Source organism: Rhodococcus sp. C3V (assembly GCF_029269915.1).
Taxonomy (GTDB): domain Bacteria; phylum Actinomycetota; class Actinomycetes; order Mycobacteriales; family Mycobacteriaceae; genus Rhodococcus_F; species Rhodococcus_F qingshengii.
The window spans coordinates 40,083-56,041 of record NZ_JARJBE010000010.1; the positions used below are offsets into that span (position 1 = coordinate 40,083).

The 15,959-nt window shown below is 64.3% G+C and carries 13 protein-coding genes; 8 read left to right on the forward strand and 5 right to left on the reverse strand.

The features are described 5' to 3' along the window. Positions 1–84: 84 nt before the first annotated feature. Positions 85–1,641, reverse strand: a complete 1,557-nt coding sequence (locus P3G66_RS23675; RefSeq protein WP_058227446.1) for a TM0106 family RecB-like putative nuclease — start codon at positions 1,639–1,641, stop codon at positions 85–87. 124 nt (positions 1,642–1,765) lie between these two features. Between P3G66_RS23675 and P3G66_RS23680 the strand changes: the two genes are divergently transcribed. The 8 genes from P3G66_RS23680 (at position 1,766) to cysC (ending at position 8,863) form a co-directional block, all read left to right on the forward strand. Continuing rightward, a complete protein-coding gene (locus P3G66_RS23680) occupies positions 1,766–2,419 on the forward strand; it encodes a DUF6474 family protein (protein ID WP_003944178.1) in 654 nt (217 codons plus the stop codon). A gap of 14 nt (positions 2,420–2,433) precedes the next feature. Next, a complete protein-coding gene (locus tag P3G66_RS23685) occupies positions 2,434–2,949 on the forward strand; it encodes a hypothetical protein (RefSeq protein ID WP_003944165.1) in 516 nt (171 codons plus the stop codon). A 52-nt stretch (positions 2,950–3,001) separates the two neighbouring features. Further along, a complete protein-coding gene (locus P3G66_RS23690; protein ID WP_276117180.1) occupies positions 3,002–3,676 on the forward strand; it encodes a YcnI family protein in 675 nt (224 codons plus the stop codon). Continuing rightward, entirely contained in the window at positions 3,676–4,194 is a 519-nt protein-coding gene (locus tag P3G66_RS23695; protein WP_003944137.1) for a copper resistance CopC family protein, read from the forward strand. Before P3G66_RS23690 ends, P3G66_RS23695 begins: the two co-directional genes overlap by 1 nt. A gap of 4 nt (positions 4,195–4,198) precedes the next feature. Continuing rightward, complete coding sequence (locus P3G66_RS23700) at positions 4,199–5,140, forward strand: CopD family protein (RefSeq protein ID WP_214887208.1); 942 nt, start codon at positions 4,199–4,201, stop codon at positions 5,138–5,140. 122 nt (positions 5,141–5,262) lie between these two features. Continuing rightward, positions 5,263–6,072 (forward strand): Stf0 family sulfotransferase, encoded by an 810-nt coding sequence (locus P3G66_RS23705; protein WP_007735934.1) that lies wholly within the window; start codon positions 5,263–5,265, stop codon positions 6,070–6,072. Next, complete coding sequence (gene cysD / locus P3G66_RS23710) at positions 6,069–6,983, forward strand: sulfate adenylyltransferase subunit CysD (protein WP_047272728.1); 915 nt, start codon at positions 6,069–6,071, stop codon at positions 6,981–6,983. The genes P3G66_RS23705 and cysD overlap by 4 nt, the downstream gene beginning before the upstream one ends. Next, a complete protein-coding gene (gene cysC / locus P3G66_RS23715; RefSeq protein ID WP_276117181.1) occupies positions 6,983–8,863 on the forward strand; it encodes an adenylyl-sulfate kinase in 1,881 nt (626 codons plus the stop codon). Before cysD ends, cysC begins: the two co-directional genes overlap by 1 nt. Here the strand turns inward: cysC and P3G66_RS23720 are convergent. The 4 genes from P3G66_RS23720 to P3G66_RS23735 are packed head-to-tail and all read right to left on the reverse strand — an operon-like array spanning position 8,860 to position 15,839. Then, positions 8,860–10,230, reverse strand: a complete 1,371-nt coding sequence (locus tag P3G66_RS23720) for a sulfatase (RefSeq protein ID WP_003944134.1) — start codon at positions 10,228–10,230, stop codon at positions 8,860–8,862. The genes cysC and P3G66_RS23720 overlap by 4 nt on opposite strands. 56 nt (positions 10,231–10,286) lie before the next feature. Next, positions 10,287–13,484, reverse strand: a complete 3,198-nt coding sequence (locus tag P3G66_RS23725; protein WP_276117182.1) for a carboxyl transferase domain-containing protein — start codon at positions 13,482–13,484, stop codon at positions 10,287–10,289. Further along, a complete protein-coding gene (locus tag P3G66_RS23730) occupies positions 13,481–15,178 on the reverse strand; it encodes an AMP-binding protein (protein WP_276117183.1) in 1,698 nt (565 codons plus the stop codon). The genes P3G66_RS23725 and P3G66_RS23730 overlap by 4 nt, the downstream gene beginning before the upstream one ends. A 25-nt stretch (positions 15,179–15,203) precedes the next feature. Then, on the reverse strand, positions 15,204–15,839 hold the full coding sequence (locus P3G66_RS23735) for a TetR/AcrR family transcriptional regulator (RefSeq protein WP_019746323.1): 636 nt from the start codon (positions 15,837–15,839) through the stop codon (positions 15,204–15,206). Between the last annotated feature and the right edge of the window lie 120 nt (positions 15,840–15,959).

A 15,959-nucleotide genomic window follows, 5' to 3' on the forward strand; every position in this document is an offset into this window, starting at 1 on the left:
CGGACACACGATGACGAGAAACTACGAGTTGAAACATACTGTTAAATAGGATGTTTCAGACAATCGCGACAGAACGGATCAGCGCTACAACTCGGAAGCCAGCGGAATTTCCTTCTCCGCGCGGTCCGTCATCCACTCACGGAGGACCTTGGTGGCAATGACGTCGTCTTCGTTGTATTGCAGGATGCGTGTCCGTTGCGTCTCGTCCGGCTCACCGTCGTAGCCGACCGCCTCGCGGTACCACGCCATCGACGCCTCGCCACCGGCTTCGGCGTCACGCCAGTTGAATCCGGCAACGGGGGCAATCTTCTTGAGCCCCTTGCCGTTCGGGCAGATGAACTGATCGCTCACCGCCTGATAGATGTCGACCCACTGCGGACTGTCGATGAACTCACGGATCTCGTCCTTGCTCGGAATCCCGGGTTCACCGGCAAACCTGCGAGCCGAGTCCAACAGCCACTTGTCCTCGGCTGAACGCGAATAGCAGTACGCGGCAAAGGTTTTACCCGAAGCAGCAGCCGCGGCGCGCTCCGCCATCAGCCAGCCCCAGAACTCCGCGAACGACCGCGCCTCGTCACGCGTCGGCAGCGGATCCCACGTCGCAAATCCTCGATACATCGAGAAGCCGCCGACATTGAGCAACGTCCCCCACAGGTACGCGCCGTGCTCCTGATAGCTCTCCATGTCGACGTCGATCTCGATGTCCGCCCGAGTCACCGAGATCTTCTCGAACCGCCGCACCAACGGAGCATCTGCCAACCACGCCTTGGCGATCACGACTGCGTCGTCGAAATTTCCGTGCGGCCAATCTTCGAGCGGCTCGCCGTCCCAGGCGGCCAACTGATCGATCGTGTTGCAGCCGACGTCGCGCAGAAGCTCGGCCCGCGATCCGACAGCGACGAGGCTGACGTCGCGGTTGCGGACCAACTCCTGCTTGCATTCGGTCCACCACGGGCAGGACTTGCACTCGCTCACCTGTGACGGAGACGTCAGCACCTCACCGCGGGCCACAGCGATACGGTCGGCGAAACGCTCGTCGTAATCGTCGAGAATCGCGCTGAGGTCGTGGACGAGGATGCAGTCTCCGTTGTATCCGATCGCGCCTGCCGTCAGCGACGGGCTCGCCAGCCCACGACGCTCGAGCATCCGATAGACCTGCGCGACGCGCATCTGATCGCGGACCTGACTGCGGACCTTGCGTTTGGGATCGGCCGCGGGCTCCCATTCGAAGAGCCCCGAGGTGATCGCGCCCTGGCCGGGATCGGTCACCTTGTGATTGACGACAATGACGGGGATGTACCCGCCACCCTCGTCGTCACGGATGAGCATTTCGCAGCGGCCCTTGCGGCCGGTGTCGCGCTCGACCGGCAAGACCGCGCCCCAGATCCGGTCCGCGCCGGCCTCACAGGCAGCCAAGGTGTCGCGAGCCTGAGCCGACGCCGATTGATCGGGGTTGATCTTCACCCAACGCTCGGGAGCAGCGCCGATCACGAGTTCGGCGATCTCCGCGCGCTTCGCGATCGCGGCGTCCTGGCGCTGCTTGACGCCGGTGTCGACGGGTTCCGAAGCCGATTTCCCGGGAAACAACCCGTCCAGACGCACCCGATGACGGCATCGGGTCAACGCCCCCGAATCGATGATCGGGAGCTGGGGCGCGGGGTTGTTAACGGAACACACGATGACGAAGATTATGTGCTCCCCTAGGCTGAAGCCGAAGCGCAGGTACCTGGCAACACACAAACACCTGGAAACGGGGTCCTTTTCGATGGGGTTGTTCAAGAAGCGAAAGTCTCGTGCCACCCGCAAGGCGGAGGCAAAGGCTCTCAAGCACAAGGCTGAGGTCGAGGCGAAGCTCAACGCCAAGAGCCAGCGTAAGCGCGACAAGGTCGAGACCAAGTCGCTCAAGAAGCTGGAGAAAGCCGAGATCGAGTCACAGCACAAGATCGAAAAGGCGCAGATCGCGACCCTGAAGGCGCAGGAGAAGGCCGCTGCGAATCAGGGCCTGACCGTCGCCAAGGTGCGTAAGTACCTGGGAGTGGCACGTCTGCTTGCCCCCGTTCTCCTGCCGATCGCCTACCGCGCAGCCACGGCGGTGCGCGCCCAGCTCGACACCACGCGTGCACAGAAGATGGGCATCGCCGTAGACCAGCTCGGTGACTACACCGGTCACGGCGCGAAGTTGAGCGCTCGTATCGCCGGTGCCGAGAGCTCGGTCACCGAGATCCTCAGCCGCAAGCCCGACGACGCGGAGACGCAGCGTTTCGCCGCCGCCATCCGTGAGCGCCTCGGCGACCTCAGCACGGCAGTTCGCGCTGCCGAGCAGATGCCGCAGGCTCGCCGTAAGGCAGCTCACCAGGCGATTTCTTCCGAACTCGACGGCGTCGAAGCAGATCTGCTCGCACGTCTCGGCGTGCGCTAGACCTGAGAACGCCAGTGAGAGCAGCCGAGCAGACCGCGACCCTCCGGGGGACAGCTGTCGGTTCCGCTTCGGCTGCTCTCGCTGTCGCCGCGCACGGGATCGGCGGAGGCGAGCTGCCACAGTCGTCGTCGCTGACCCTGTTGCTCGCCGTCTGCGCAACCGTCGGTGCCGTGACGGCCACCCTTCCCGCCCTCTCTCGGGGGCCCGCTGCCCTGATCGTGGCCCTTGGCCTGGGTCAGCTCGCCGCGCACACCACCATGACGCTCTCCGAGCACGCTCATTCGCCCGCTCCGGGATTGGTGATGCTCGGTGCTCACGCCGGTGCCACCGTCGCTTGTGCGGTGGCGGTCCTGGCCGCCGAGCGCCTCTACCGAGTTGTCACCCACGCTCTCCACGTCGTCCTGGCGTCTCTGGCTCCCGCCGCTGTCACTTCCCGCGGCCACACCGTCTCGACCGGAATCCATCACGGACCTGTCGACGCTCTACTTCGCGCCAGCATCTCGCGGCGCGGTCCTCCTGCCCTGGTCTGAAGATTCGTAGAACGCCCCACCCCTTCACCAGACCAAGAGGACACTTCCCGACATGAAGAACACCCTGATTTCGCGCGCGGTTGTCACGACCGTCGCTACCGGCAGCGCCGTGCTGCTGGCCGCCGGAATTGCTTCAGCACACGTCAGCGTCGTCGCACCAGGAGCTGCGCAGGGCGGATACTCCGTTCTCACGTTCCGCGTGCCCACCGAATCCGACACCGCTTCGACCACCAAGCTGACGGTGGCGCTCCCCGACCTCAAGTCGGCACGCACCGAACCGATGCCCGGCTGGACCGCCGTCGTGGAGAAGGACCCCACCTCGTTGGTCGCCAAGTCCGTGACGTGGACCGCCGACCCCGGCGTCGGAATCGCCCCCGGCCAGTTCCAGCAGTTCGTCCTTTCTGCCGGCCCGCTGCCGGAGCAGGACGAGGTCGAGTTCAAGGCCGTCCAGACGTACAGCGACGGCAACGTCGTCAACTGGGATCAGGAAGAGCTTGCCGACGGCAGCGAGCCGGACAAGCCCGCCCCGACGCTGACTCTCGCCGCGTCCACCGGCGATGCCCACGGAGCCCCCTCTGCCGATAACACTGCCGAGACGTCCGCCGCATCCGAAGCCTCTGACTCTTCGTCGGACAACACCGCCCGCTGGCTCGGCGGCATCGGCCTGGTGCTCGGTGCTTTGGGCGCTGCACTCGGCCTCGGCGCACTGGTCAGGAGCAAGCGCTGATGAGTACCCGGATCAAGGTCATCGCCGTCGGCATGCTCGCGATGCTGGCCACGATGCTCGGAATGGGCACGGCCAGTGCACACTCCGCGGTCGTCGGCTCCAACCCGGAAAACGGTGCGTCCATTCAGGTTGCGCCTGACACGGTTTCGGTCACGTTCAACGAGGCTCTGCAGGCGCAGTTCGCGGCGCTGACCGTCACCGGTCCCGACGGCAACCTCTGGACCAAGAGCGATCCGTCCGTCGAAGGACCCACTGTCAGTGCAGACCTCGGCGATCTCGGGCCGACCGGCGTCTACACCATCGCGTACCGCGTCACCTCCGCTGACGGTCACCCCGTCAACGGAACCCTGACGTTCACCCTCACCGAGGCGGGGTCGGGCACTCCCGGCGCTGCCGCCGCGTCGAGTACGGGTGAGTCGGAGTCCGGCAGCATGCCGGTGTGGATCTTCATCGTCGCCGGCGTCGTCGTGTTCGGCGGTGCGCTGTTCTTCGTGCTCCGTAAGCCGAAGTCGAGCTGATCGCGTGACGGGTACGGCAAACAGGTGGTGGTTGCTGTTTGCCGTACCCACAGCTCTGCTGGGAGTCCTGATCGCCTGGGGCCTCGCCAGCCCGTCGGGACCCGAATCGTCGAGCACGGTCCGCGTTCTCGCGATCGGATGTGGTTCGTTGACGCTCGGCATCGCGACGCTCGCCTGGATGGGCCGCAGTGAACGCCGCCCGGCGACAACCCCCGCCGTCATGTGGACTCAGCTCACCGCGGTGGCAGCAGTGTGGCTCGTCGCCGAGATCACGCTCCTCGTGCTCAATGCCGCAGCGGCCGACGGCGCCCCGGTCACCTCGCTGACCATCGGGCACTTCGGCGCATTCGTCTCCGAGGTCAACGTCGGCCGCGTCGGCGTCGCGATCATCGCGTGCGCGTTTGCCGTCGTCTGTTACGGCATCTACGGATTCACCAATCCCGAGACGGTGCCCGTCGCACCGGCATTGGTCGTCTCCGCGTTGGCGCTCGCTGCCCGCCCGATCACCGGGCACATGGCGCAGCAGAGCTTCGGATCGATCCTCGACGCCGTTCACGTCCTCGCTGCGGCCTTGTGGTTCGGCGTGCTCGCCGCACTCGCGCTTGCCGTACCGTCGCGCGGTGCCTGGGCGATCTGGTTGCCCAAGTACTCCGCTCTCGCCTGGCGATGCGTCCTCGCGCTGGTCGTCACCGGTATCGTCAACGCCGTCGTGCGACTCGACTCACTCTCCGCCTTCTACGACACCGCGTACGGCCGGGTGATCCTCGCCAAGATCGTGGCGATCGCACTGCTCGTCGCCCTGGGATGGTGGTGGCGCCGGACATGGGTGGTCGCAAGCGCTGCACACCGCATGAGTTCGGACGGATCCCTGCGTCGCGCCATCGGTGAAGTTGTCTTCATGGCCATCGCATTCGGGCTTGCCGCGGCCCTTGCGACAACTGCGTAAGACGTGCCTCAGCGCGACATTTCGTGACCCGCACATTTAACGTTTCACGTCGAGATTTAACCTCTGCGTGAGTTTATTTTCCCAGCTTGCGGCGGTTTCCGGCCCCCCTTAGCGTTGCTCGCATGACGGAGGCCCAACGCTCGTTTCTCGTCTGCGCTTCGCAGCGCAGCGGCAGTACTTTGCTGGTCGAATCCCTGCGAGCAACCGGGGTTGCGGGTGAGCCGGAAGAGTTCTTCCAGTACCTCCCCGAGACCTCGCGATCGCCGCAACCGAGGCAGTGGTTCGAAGACGTCACGGACGAGTCCGTCCTGGGTCTGCTAGCCCCGTTCCACCCGGGCACGCCGGACACTCGCACCTCCGAACAGTGGCGCACACAACTTCTCGAACTCGGCCGAACCCCCAACGGAGTCTGGGGTGGCAAGCTGATGTGGAACCAGACGCCGCTCCTACTCGATCGCGCGGCCGGATTGCCCTGGCGCAGTGGGACGGACCTACGTTCTGCACTCCACGACACCCTCGATCACGACCTGCAGTTCATCCACGTCTATCGAGAAGATGTCGTCGCTCAAGCTGTGTCGATGTGGCGCGCCGTGCAGACACAGGTCTGGCGCGACGACGCGACTCCACCGAATCTCTCGGACGGTGCGCAGTACAACGCAGTCGGAATCGCGCACCTGGTGACGATTCTCGGTGAGCAGGAACGCCAATGGAAGCGCTGGTTCGAGGAAGAGGACATCTCTCCCATCGAAGTCGGGTTCCGCGATCTCACCGAAGACCCGCAGTCCGTGGTCGCAAAAACCCTCATCTCCCTCGGCCTCGACGGACAACTGGCCCCGCCACCGCCGCTGCGTCGTCAGAGCGACGGACGATCCCGCGAATGGGTGCAGCGTTATCGCATCGACGCCGAACAGAACGGATATCCCGTCACATGAGCACCGTCACCGATGTCGTCGACGAACTCCGAGTTCTCGAATCTGAAGCGGTTCACATCATTCGAGAGGTGGTGGCAGAACTCGAGAGACCGGTACTGCTCTTCTCGGCCGGCAAGGACTCGATAGTCCTGCTTCGTCTGGCCGAGAAGGCGTTTCGGCCCTCCCCACTCCCTTTCCCGGTCCTGCACGTCGACACCGGTCACAATTTCGAGGAGGTCATCGAATTTCGCGACCGCCGAATCAAGGAGGGCGGGCACACACTTCTGGTTGCTTCCGTTCAGGATTCGATCGACCAGGGCAGAGTGCAGGAGTCGACCGAGACCAGCGGATCGCGAAACCGCCTGCAGACCAGAACCCTGCTCGACGCTCTCGAAGCTGGAAGGTTCGACGCCGCGTTCGGCGGCGCCCGCCGGGACGAGGAACGTGCGCGCGCCAAGGAAAGAGTCCTCAGCTTCCGTGACGAGTTCGGCCAGTGGGACCCGCGAGCGCAACGGGCCGAACCGTGGTCGCTCTACAACGGTCGGATCAGACGCGGCGAGTCCGTTCGTGTCTTCCCGCTGAGCAACTGGACCGAGCTCGACATCTGGCGCTACATAGCCCAGGAGGAACTGGAACTGCCGTCCATCTATTTCGCGCACCAGCGGAGGGTATTCGAGCGCGACGGAATGCTCCTCGCTGCTTCCGAATTCAGCACCGACGCCGAGAACGCCGCGGCAACGACCGAGTGGGTGCGATATCGAACCGTCGGCGATCTGACCATCACCGGCGCCGTTCGATCGCACGCCACCACTATCGACGACGTCGTCACCGAAATCTCGGCCGCGACGGTTTCCGAACGAGGCGAGACTCGCGCAGACGACCGAACGTCGGTCGCCGCGATGGAAGACCGAAAGCGTGAGGGCTACTTCTGATGACGACCACCATCACTCGCCAACTCCTGCGACTGGCCACGGCGGGTAGCGTCGACGACGGCAAGAGCACGCTGATCGGCCGACTGTTGCACGACACCGACAGTCTGCCAACCGATCACCTCGATTCCGTCACCGACGAGCACGGTGTCGCCGACCTGGCTGCACTCTCCGACGGACTACGTGCCGAGCGTGAACAGGGCATCACGATCGACGTCGCGTACCGATTCTTCTCCACTCCGACCAGAAGTTACGTACTTGCCGACACCCCGGGGCACGAACGCTACACGCGCAACATGTTCACCGGAGCATCCAATGCTCACGTAGCGGTCCTGCTGGTCGACGCGAGGACCGGCGTGCTGCGTCAGACCCGTCGGCACGCCAGAATCGCCGCACTGCTCGGTGTTCCGAACCTTGTAGCCGTGGTGAACAAGATCGATCTGGTGGACTTCGACGAAGCGAGATTCGCTCAGGTGCAGGAAGAATTACGGACCTTGGCGCGGCAAGTCGGACGCGAGGACGTACTCGCCATACCGGTCTCCGCGAAAGCCGGCGACAATGTCGTGACGCGGTCCGAGAACACCGCGTGGTACGAGGGGCCGACGCTCCTCGAGTACCTCGAAGGCGTCGAACTCCATGCGCCCGCGACCCACATCGAGGAGCTTCGGCTTCCCGTGCAATGGGTTTCGCGCCCCGATCCGCAGAATCGTCGCCGGTACACCGGCCGGATCTCGGCAGGCACACTGAGCGTCGGAGACGAGGTAGTGGTCCTGCCGTCCGGATCGAAGAGCACCGTGATCAGTCTGGACACTCTCGACGACAACCGCAGTACTGCCGTTGCACCACTGTCGGTTTCGGTGGAACTGGCCGACGACATCGACGTCGGACGTGGCGACGTTCTGGTCAGTGGCGGTGCGCAGGCTCATTTGCCGGTTCTGGCCCGAGAACTCGAAGCCACCATCTGCTGGTTGTCCAACACACCGTTGCGCGCGGGCGATCGGATAGCGCTCAAACACACGTCCCGGACCGTGCGAGCGACCGTCCAAGAACTGCACACCCGTCTCGATCCTGAAACGCTCGACGAGCAGGACAGCCCAGTCGAACTGGGGCTCAACGACATCGGAACGGTCACGCTCCGAACCAGTTCCGTGGTGGTCGCCGACACCTACGACCACAATCGGGACTCCGGCGCCTTCATCCTGATCGACGAGCAGAGCAACGACACCGTCGGCGCCGGCACCATTCTCGAGCCACGCGTCGTCGTTCCCGGTGAGCAGACACGCAACGACATCAAGTGGCATCCGTCTTCACTCGAACGTCAGCGGCGGTGGGCGTCTACCACCCAGAAGGGCGCGACGATCTGGCTGACCGGCCTTCCTGCCTCCGGAAAATCCACCGTCGCTGTGGCTGTCGAACGTGCGCTGGTCGACGCGGGACGCACCGCGTATCTCCTGGACGGTGACAACGTCCGCCACGGCATCTCCGACGATCTCGGGTTCTCGCCGGGAGACCGGGCCGAGAACATCCGGCGCGTCGGGCATCTCACTCGACTGTTCGCCGACGCCGGCGTCGTTGCCATCGCGTCGATGGTCTCACCGCTGCGTTCGGATCGAGCAATTGCGCGTGCTCTCAACGAAGCTGCCGGGCTCACTTTCCTCGAAGTTGCCGTCACCACTCCCGTCGAAGAATGCGAACGTCGAGATCCCAAGGGCCTGTACGCACGTGCGCGGGCGGGTGAACTGAAGGGGCTCACCGGAATCGACGCGCCTTACGAGACGCCGGAGGATCCGGACCTGGCATTCGACACAACCGGCGCTGACATCAACGAGCTGGTCGAGCGGGTCATCGCATTGTTGGAGGAGCGCGAGACCGCACGAACCTAAGGGTTTTCGGTGTCCGACTCGAGGTAACCGCGGTCCGCACTGTAGGCGGACCGCACGTTGGGTCGGACACCGATCTTCTCGAGGTACGCCGCCATGCGGTGCACCGCCATCGCGCTTCCCAATGCCTCGTCCGGGAGACGATCATCCGTTTCGGCGCGCCACGTGTGAAGCTGCGAGGACAATTCCGCCTGTATTGCCGAGACTTCCGGTCGATCGATCAGATTGATCTTCTCGTCCGGGTCGGCACGGAGGTCGTACAGCTCCCGGGGTGCGCGTACCGCAAGATGCTCGGTGCCGAGCGCCTTTCCGGAAAGACTGTCCTCGATGTCGAGCGGTAGATCCAGAGCGGGGCGGACGGCGTAGTTCTCGATGTAGCTGTAGTCCTTGGTGCGCACCGCACGAATGGGATCGAAGCTGTCGTGAAAGGTCTTCTCCGTGAACAAGGAGGTACGAACGGGCTCGGACGGTTCGGTTCCGCGGTCGACGAGGGCATCGGCGTGCGAGCGCCCTTCCACCTCGGTGGGGACGTCGATTCCGAGCAGATCGAGAATGGTCGGAACAAGGTCCACACCGCTGAACAGTGTCTCGTATTCCTTTCCGCCACTGCGATACCGCGCGGGGGGCCGGGCGATCAAGGCAATACCGGTACCCGGGGCGTAGAGCGTCGACTTGGCACGCGGGAACGCCGCGCCGTGATCAGTGAGGAAGAAGACCCAGGTGTTCTCGTCGAGCCCCTCTTCCTCGAGCGTCGCGAGCAGTTCCCCCACCGCGGCGTCGGCCACCTCTACGCTGCCGTGGAATTCGGCCAGATCCTCGCGCACCTGTGGCACGTCCGGAAGGTATCCGGGGACCTCCAGGGCTGCGGTGTCCGCCGGGGTATAGCGATCGGCGGGGTACGGGCGATGCGTTTCGAAGAATCCCGTGGTGAGCAGGAACGGCTCGGGCGGGAAGCGTCGTAGCCAGTTCTGGGCACGCGGAACCACGTAGTCGCAGAACGAGTTGGTGACGTCGTACTCGTGATAGCCCAGTCGCTTCGGATACGCAGTCTCGTGCTGCATGCCGAACAGCGAGGTGTACCAACCGTTGTCGGAGAGGATCTGCGGGAGCGTCTGCACCTCCGCGTGGTACTCCCAGCCGTGGTGCGCCAACCCGATCAGACCGTTGTTGTGCGGATACCTGCCCGAGAAGAGCGATCCGCGCGAAGGCGAGCACAGCGGCGCCGTCGCGTGTGCGTCGGTGAACCGGATGCCTTCTGCCGCCAGTCGGTCGAGATGGGGGCTGTTGACCCCGGCGACACCGTAACTCGCGAGGTGTCGCCCCAGGTCGTGCCAATGAATGATCAGGACGTTATCTCGCGCAGCCGACACGTGGGCAAGGCTAGTTGCCCCGCCCACGTGCGGCAACAGCTCGAATCAGCAGGATCTCAACTGTTTCTGCCGAGTTGTCTGATCCATCCACGGGTATCGGCCGGGTCGATGACGTCGTCCAGTTCGAACGTGGTCGCCGCCATCAGCGCCTTGCCCTGTGCGTAGGCCAGTTCCACGAACTGACCGAACAGCGTTTCCCGAGCCACCGGATCTTCGACGGACTCGAGTTCCTTGCGGAAACCGAGACGCACGGCACCTTCCAGACCCATCGGCCCGATCTCGCCCGTCGGCCACGCCACCGTGAACTCGGGGGCGTGGAAGGAACCACCGGCCATTGCCATGGCGCCCAACCCGTAACCCTTGCGCAGGATGATCGTTCCGAACGGCACGGTGAGGCGAGCACCGGCAACGAAGAACCGGCCGAACCTTCGGACCGTCGCCTCCTCCTCCGAATCCGGACCCACCATGAATCCCGGTGTGTCGCACAGGGTCACCAGAGGGATGCGGTGCGCTTCGAGCAGTTCCAGGAAATCCGAAGCCTTGTCCGAGGCTTCCGCGTCGATCGCGCCGCCGAGATGCTCGCTGCTGTTCGCCAGCACACCGTACGGAACTCCTTCGACACGAACGAGTGCGGTGACTACACCGCGTCCGTAGTCTCGACGCAGTTCCAGGACGCTGTCGACGTCCGCGATTGCGTCGATCGCTCCACGAACGTCGTACGAGCGCAGGCGATTCTCCGGCACCACATGCCGCGAGAGCCGCGGATCCGGAGCCGTCCACTCTCCGCTCGCACCCTGGAAGTAGCCGAGGTACTGCTTGGCCAGCGCCACCGCATGAGCGTCGTCGTCAGCGACCAGGTGTACGACGCCGTTGCGGCGCTGGACGTCGATCGGGCCGATGTCCTCGGGGCGAAAGTTTCCGAGCCCGCCGCCCTCGACCATGGCAGGACCACCCATCCCGATGTTGGCGTCCGGTGTCGCGATCAGGACGTCGCACGCGCCGGCCAGGGCCGCGTTGCCCGCGAAACAGCGCCCGGACACGACGGCGACCATGGGCACCCGCCCGCTCAGCGCCGCCATGGCGCGGAAGGTTCCCAGCTCGAGGCCCGCCCCGGCGCCGGCGTCGGTGTCACCGGGGCGACCGCCGCCACCTTCCGCGAACAGCACTACCGGAACTCGCTTGCGATCGGCGATCTCGAGCAGGCGGTCGGTCTTGGCGTGATTGCGCATGCCCTGGGTACCGGCGAGCACCGAGTAGTCGTACGAGATCACGACGCTCTCGCCGCCGCTGATGGTCGCCACTCCGCCGATCAACCCGTCGGCAGGAGTGTTGGCGATCAGGTCTTCCTCGCTTCGCCGACTGCGCTGCGCCGCCAGCGCGAGCGCGCCGTACTCGACCAGGCTGTCGTCGTCGACCAGGTCGTAGACGTTCTCGCGAGCAGTCCGGCGTCCCAGCTTGTGACGCTTCGCCACGGCTGCGGGCCGGGCCGGGTCCAGGGTCACCTCATGGCGAGCGATGATTTCGGCGAGGTCGGGACGGACGTCGTCGAGGTCCACCTCGTCGACCTCGGCGAGCTTCGATCCTGCGCTTGCACTACGGACGACGAGCAACGGTTCGCCCGCGCCCACCGACCTGCCCGGTGACGACAGGACCCGGACCACTTCGAGATCACCGGGCGCCGAGAGAACATGCTGCATCTTCATCGCCTCGAGGACGGCAACCTGGCCACCCGCATGGATGCCGTCACCGACTGCCGCGAGTTCGACGACGATGCCCGCCATCTGTGCACGGACCACATCCTCGTCCGGTGCCACGTCCACAGACGAGGAGGGCGTTTGTGGGCCCACTTCGGGGACGAGGTCCGCCAATCGAGAACCCAACCAGTCGACGTCGACCAGGCCGTCGCGGAAGTCCTTGTCCGACAGTATTGCCTGCAGAAATTCGAGGTTGGTCGCTACACCGTCGATGGCGAACTCACTGAGAGCAGCAATCGACTTACGCACCGCGGCAGGGAAATCCGCTCGACGCGTGTGGGTGATCACCTTCGCCAAGAGCGAATCGTAACGCGCACTCGGCGAGAGTCCGACCGTACCGAAGGTGTCCACTCGCACGCCGGGCCCGCCCGGAGGAGTGAAGTTGTCGAGCGTGCCCGAGGAGGGCAACGCATTGCCGTCCGGCGTCATGGTTTCCATGTTGACGCGGGTCTGGATCGCGATTCCCGAAGCGTTTGCCACGGATCCGACTGTCTCCGAGCCCTTCTCGACAGCGATGATCCCTGTTGGCAGTTCCAGGTTCTCGAACGGAACTCCGTCCGCGATCGCGAGCTGCACGGCGACGAGGTCGACTCCGGTGACCTCCTCGGTCACCGTGTGCTCCACCTGAATTCGGGGATTGACCTCGAGGAAGACGAAGCCGCGTTCCTCGACGAGGAACTCGACCGTCGCGATGCCGCGGTAGCCGACCTCGGCGCACAGCCTCGCCGCCGCAGCGTGAAGACGCTCGCGCAGGGCCCCCGACAGCCCCTGCGCGGGTGCAACCTCGATCAACTTCTGATGGCGACGTTGGACGCTGCAATCGCGGTCACCCAGAGCGAGCGCGTGGGTTCCACCTTGCCCCGGAGCCGCCACGATCTGCACTTCGATGTGCCGAGCGTGCTCACTGAGTACCTCGGCGAACAGTGCCGAACTGCCGAATCCCGACTGGGCTTCGGCCGCACACACACGGTACGCGTCGTCGAGTGCTTTCGGGTCACGCACCGCGCGCATGCCGCGGCCACCGCCGCCGCTGAGCGCCTTGATCATGATCCCGCGGGAATTGCGCTCGAAGAATTCACGCACCTCGTCGAGGTCGGCGTTCGCCGATGTCGACGGCAGGACCGGTACGCCGGAGTCGACCGCCGCAGTGCGGGCGCTGGCCTTGTCGCCGAAAGTCCGGAGAACCTGGGCGTCCGGGCCGACGAAGACGATGCCCGCCTCGGTACACGCCTGCGCGAATTCGGCATTCTCACTGAGGAATCCGTAGCCCGGGTGCACGTGCGTGGCGCCCGTTTCGGCCGCGATCTTCAGCAGTGCGCTCTGATCCAGGTACGCGGATGCGCCCGACGCTCCGAGCGGCACCGACTCCGTGGCCGCCGCGACGTGCGGACTGGACGTGTCGTCCTCGGCGTACACCGACACCGTCTCGATCCCGAGTTCACGGGCAGTTCGAATGATCCGCAGCGCAATTTCGCCGCGGTTCGCAATCAGCAGTCTCACTTGTCCCCCTGAGTGCGCTCGAACAGATCGCCCTTGCGCACCTTTCCTGTCGCTGTCATCGGAAGCGCCTCGAGCACTTCCACTTCGGGAACCTTGTACGTGGCCATGTTCTCCTTCGCCCACGAGACGATCTCGTCGGCCGCAGTGTCGGAACCCTCGACCAGTTGGACAAACGCAAAAGCCACCTGCCCCTTGTCCGGGTCCGGTTTCGGCACCACCGCAGCCTTTTCGATCGCCGGGTGCAGCATGAGCAGCGCTTCCACCTCGGAGGGAAAGACACTCATGCCGTTGGTCTTGATCATTTCCTTGTTTCGCGCCAAATAGTGCAAACCGCCACGCTCACTGAACTTTCCGACGTCACCGGTCTGCAGCCAGCCGTCACGGATGGCGTCGGCGGTGGCCGCCTCGTTGCGGTAGTACGCGGAAAGGATGGACGGGCTGCGCACGATGATCTGCCCGTGCTCGCCGACGGGAACCGGCCTGCCGTCGTGATCGACGATCAGAACGTCGGTGCCGGGCACCGGAATTCCGCAGAACACCGGCTCGCTTTTCAGGTCGTAGTCGCCGTCCTGGAAGCCGAGGGTGATCGTGTCCGCGGTGTGGGTTTCGGTCATGCCGTAGCTCGCTTCGCGCAGAACGCCGCCGGTAGCCTCGCGCCACCGCTGGCGCGTGGCCGGATCGAGTTTGAGAACGAACGAAACTGCCATGACGTTCCGGAGTGTCGAGAGATTTCGCTCCGCGAATCCTGGCGTGTCCATCAGTTCGACGTAATTGTCGACAGTTCCGACCAGCGAGGTCACGCCGTAAGCCTCGACAGCGTCGAGCGTGGTCTCCGCATCCCAACGATTCAGCAGGACCACGGTTCCGCCGTTGACGAGCGGAACCAGGATGCCGAAGTCCTCACCTGCGATCCAGAAGATCGGCAGAAACACCAGGGACACCGGCGGATTGGCACCCACCTGGTCACCGCCCGCAAGCGTCGCGGTGGCCGCGGTGTAAACCATGTGGCGCTGAGTGTGCTCACAGCCCTTGGGCATTCCCGTCGTTCCGCCCGTGTAGTTCAGGGCGGCGAGGGAATCGAGTTCGGTGGCGACAGGAGTCGCCCGCTCACTGGTGATGATCGACTGCCAGTCGCTCAGGCGCGGATCGTCGACCTCGAAGGGCAGTTCGACGGTCGGGATCGCCGTCAGCATGTCCGACACTGCAGTCTTCGCGACGTGTTCGAGTGGAGTCTGTGAGCGAACCTTCTTCACCAACTTCGAGAAGGTGTTCTGCGTCAGTAGGACCTTGACGCCGGCATCGTTGAGTTCGTGAATCAATTCATGTTCACGGAAGAGTGGATTGATCGGCACGTGAACCGCACCGACCTTGAGAATGCCGAGCATCGCGATATGGAACTGAGGGCAATTGACCAGGTGAACGCCGACGCGATCGCCGCGTTCGACTCCGAGTGACAGCAGCCATCCGGCAAAACGATCCGAAAGCTCGTCGTATTCGGAATACGTGATGACCCGACCGTAGAAGACGATGGCAGGAGTATCCGGCCGCTCGATCGCCCAATGCCGCAAGTAATCGACAAGCCCCCCACCTTCGAGCGGATACTCGACGGCGCGGGGAATGCCGGCGGGCCAATGCGCTTGTTGCAGCGCAGAGATCTCCGCCAGAGCCGCTTCGAGCACGTCTTGTTCTGCCACCGATCACTCCATTCGTAAAAGAAATCTATTTCGACTCTTCGAACCCGATCAACCGCTCGGACATCGTCGTCATATCTGCAATGAACTGGTTCTGCTCTTCGACACTCGCCTTACTCAGTCGTGCTCCACCGGCCATCTGTGCGTCCGAGATCATCTGCACGAGCACCGGAGGCGAAACGCAGGGATCTACGTCGTGAACCTGTCGAATACGTTCGACGAAGCGCACGTAGCGGCTCACGAGCTTTTCGCGGACCGCCGACCAACTGCGCTCGACCTCGGAATCCACCCGCGCCCGATGCTCGATCACCGCGAGCAGGTCACCGTAGGTGTACACGGCCGTGATGAACGCCGACGTGGTCGTTCGGAGAACTTCGCGTAGATCCTCGGCCGCCGGACCCTCCATGTGCTGAGCGTCGAGGAAGCGTCGGCACATCATTTCGGCGACGGCGCGGAAGACCTCGTCCTTCGACGAGAAGTACGCGTAGAAGGTCGCCCGGGACACATCAGCCCTGGTCGTGATCGTCTCGACCGTCACGGCGTCGTATCCGAGTTCGCCGAAGCAGAGGGCAGCGGTGTCGAGCAGTCCGGCACGGCGTGGACCGTCCCCGAGCTTGCGGGCTGTCCGCGCTCGCTCCTGCGTTTCGCTGGTGGTCACCGTCACAGTGTGTGTTGACGTTGACGTCAATGTCAAGAATCGCAGCCCCGACGACCGACTTCGGCCTTTTGTTCGGGTTGCCCTTTCACAGCCCATATATCGGGTGTAAGACTCTGCCTCTAATGC

What these genes read in the sequence shown, in the direction of transcription:
- P3G66_RS23680 (WP_003944178.1), top strand. Translation starts at nt 1,766, where the DNA reads ATGGGGTTGTTCAAGAAGCGAAAGTCTCGTGCCACCCGCAAGGCGGAG.
- P3G66_RS23690 (WP_276117180.1), top strand. Translation starts at nt 3,002, where the DNA reads ATGAAGAACACCCTGATTTCGCGCGCGGTTGTCACGACCGTCGCTACC.
- P3G66_RS23695 (WP_003944137.1), top strand. Translation starts at nt 3,676, where the DNA reads ATGAGTACCCGGATCAAGGTCATCGCCGTCGGCATGCTCGCGATGCTG.
- P3G66_RS23705 (WP_007735934.1), top strand. Translation starts at nt 5,263, where the DNA reads ATGACGGAGGCCCAACGCTCGTTTCTCGTCTGCGCTTCGCAGCGCAGC.
- cysC (WP_276117181.1), top strand. Translation starts at nt 6,983, where the DNA reads ATGACGACCACCATCACTCGCCAACTCCTGCGACTGGCCACGGCGGGT.
- cysD (WP_047272728.1), top strand. Translation starts at nt 6,069, where the DNA reads ATGAGCACCGTCACCGATGTCGTCGACGAACTCCGAGTTCTCGAATCT.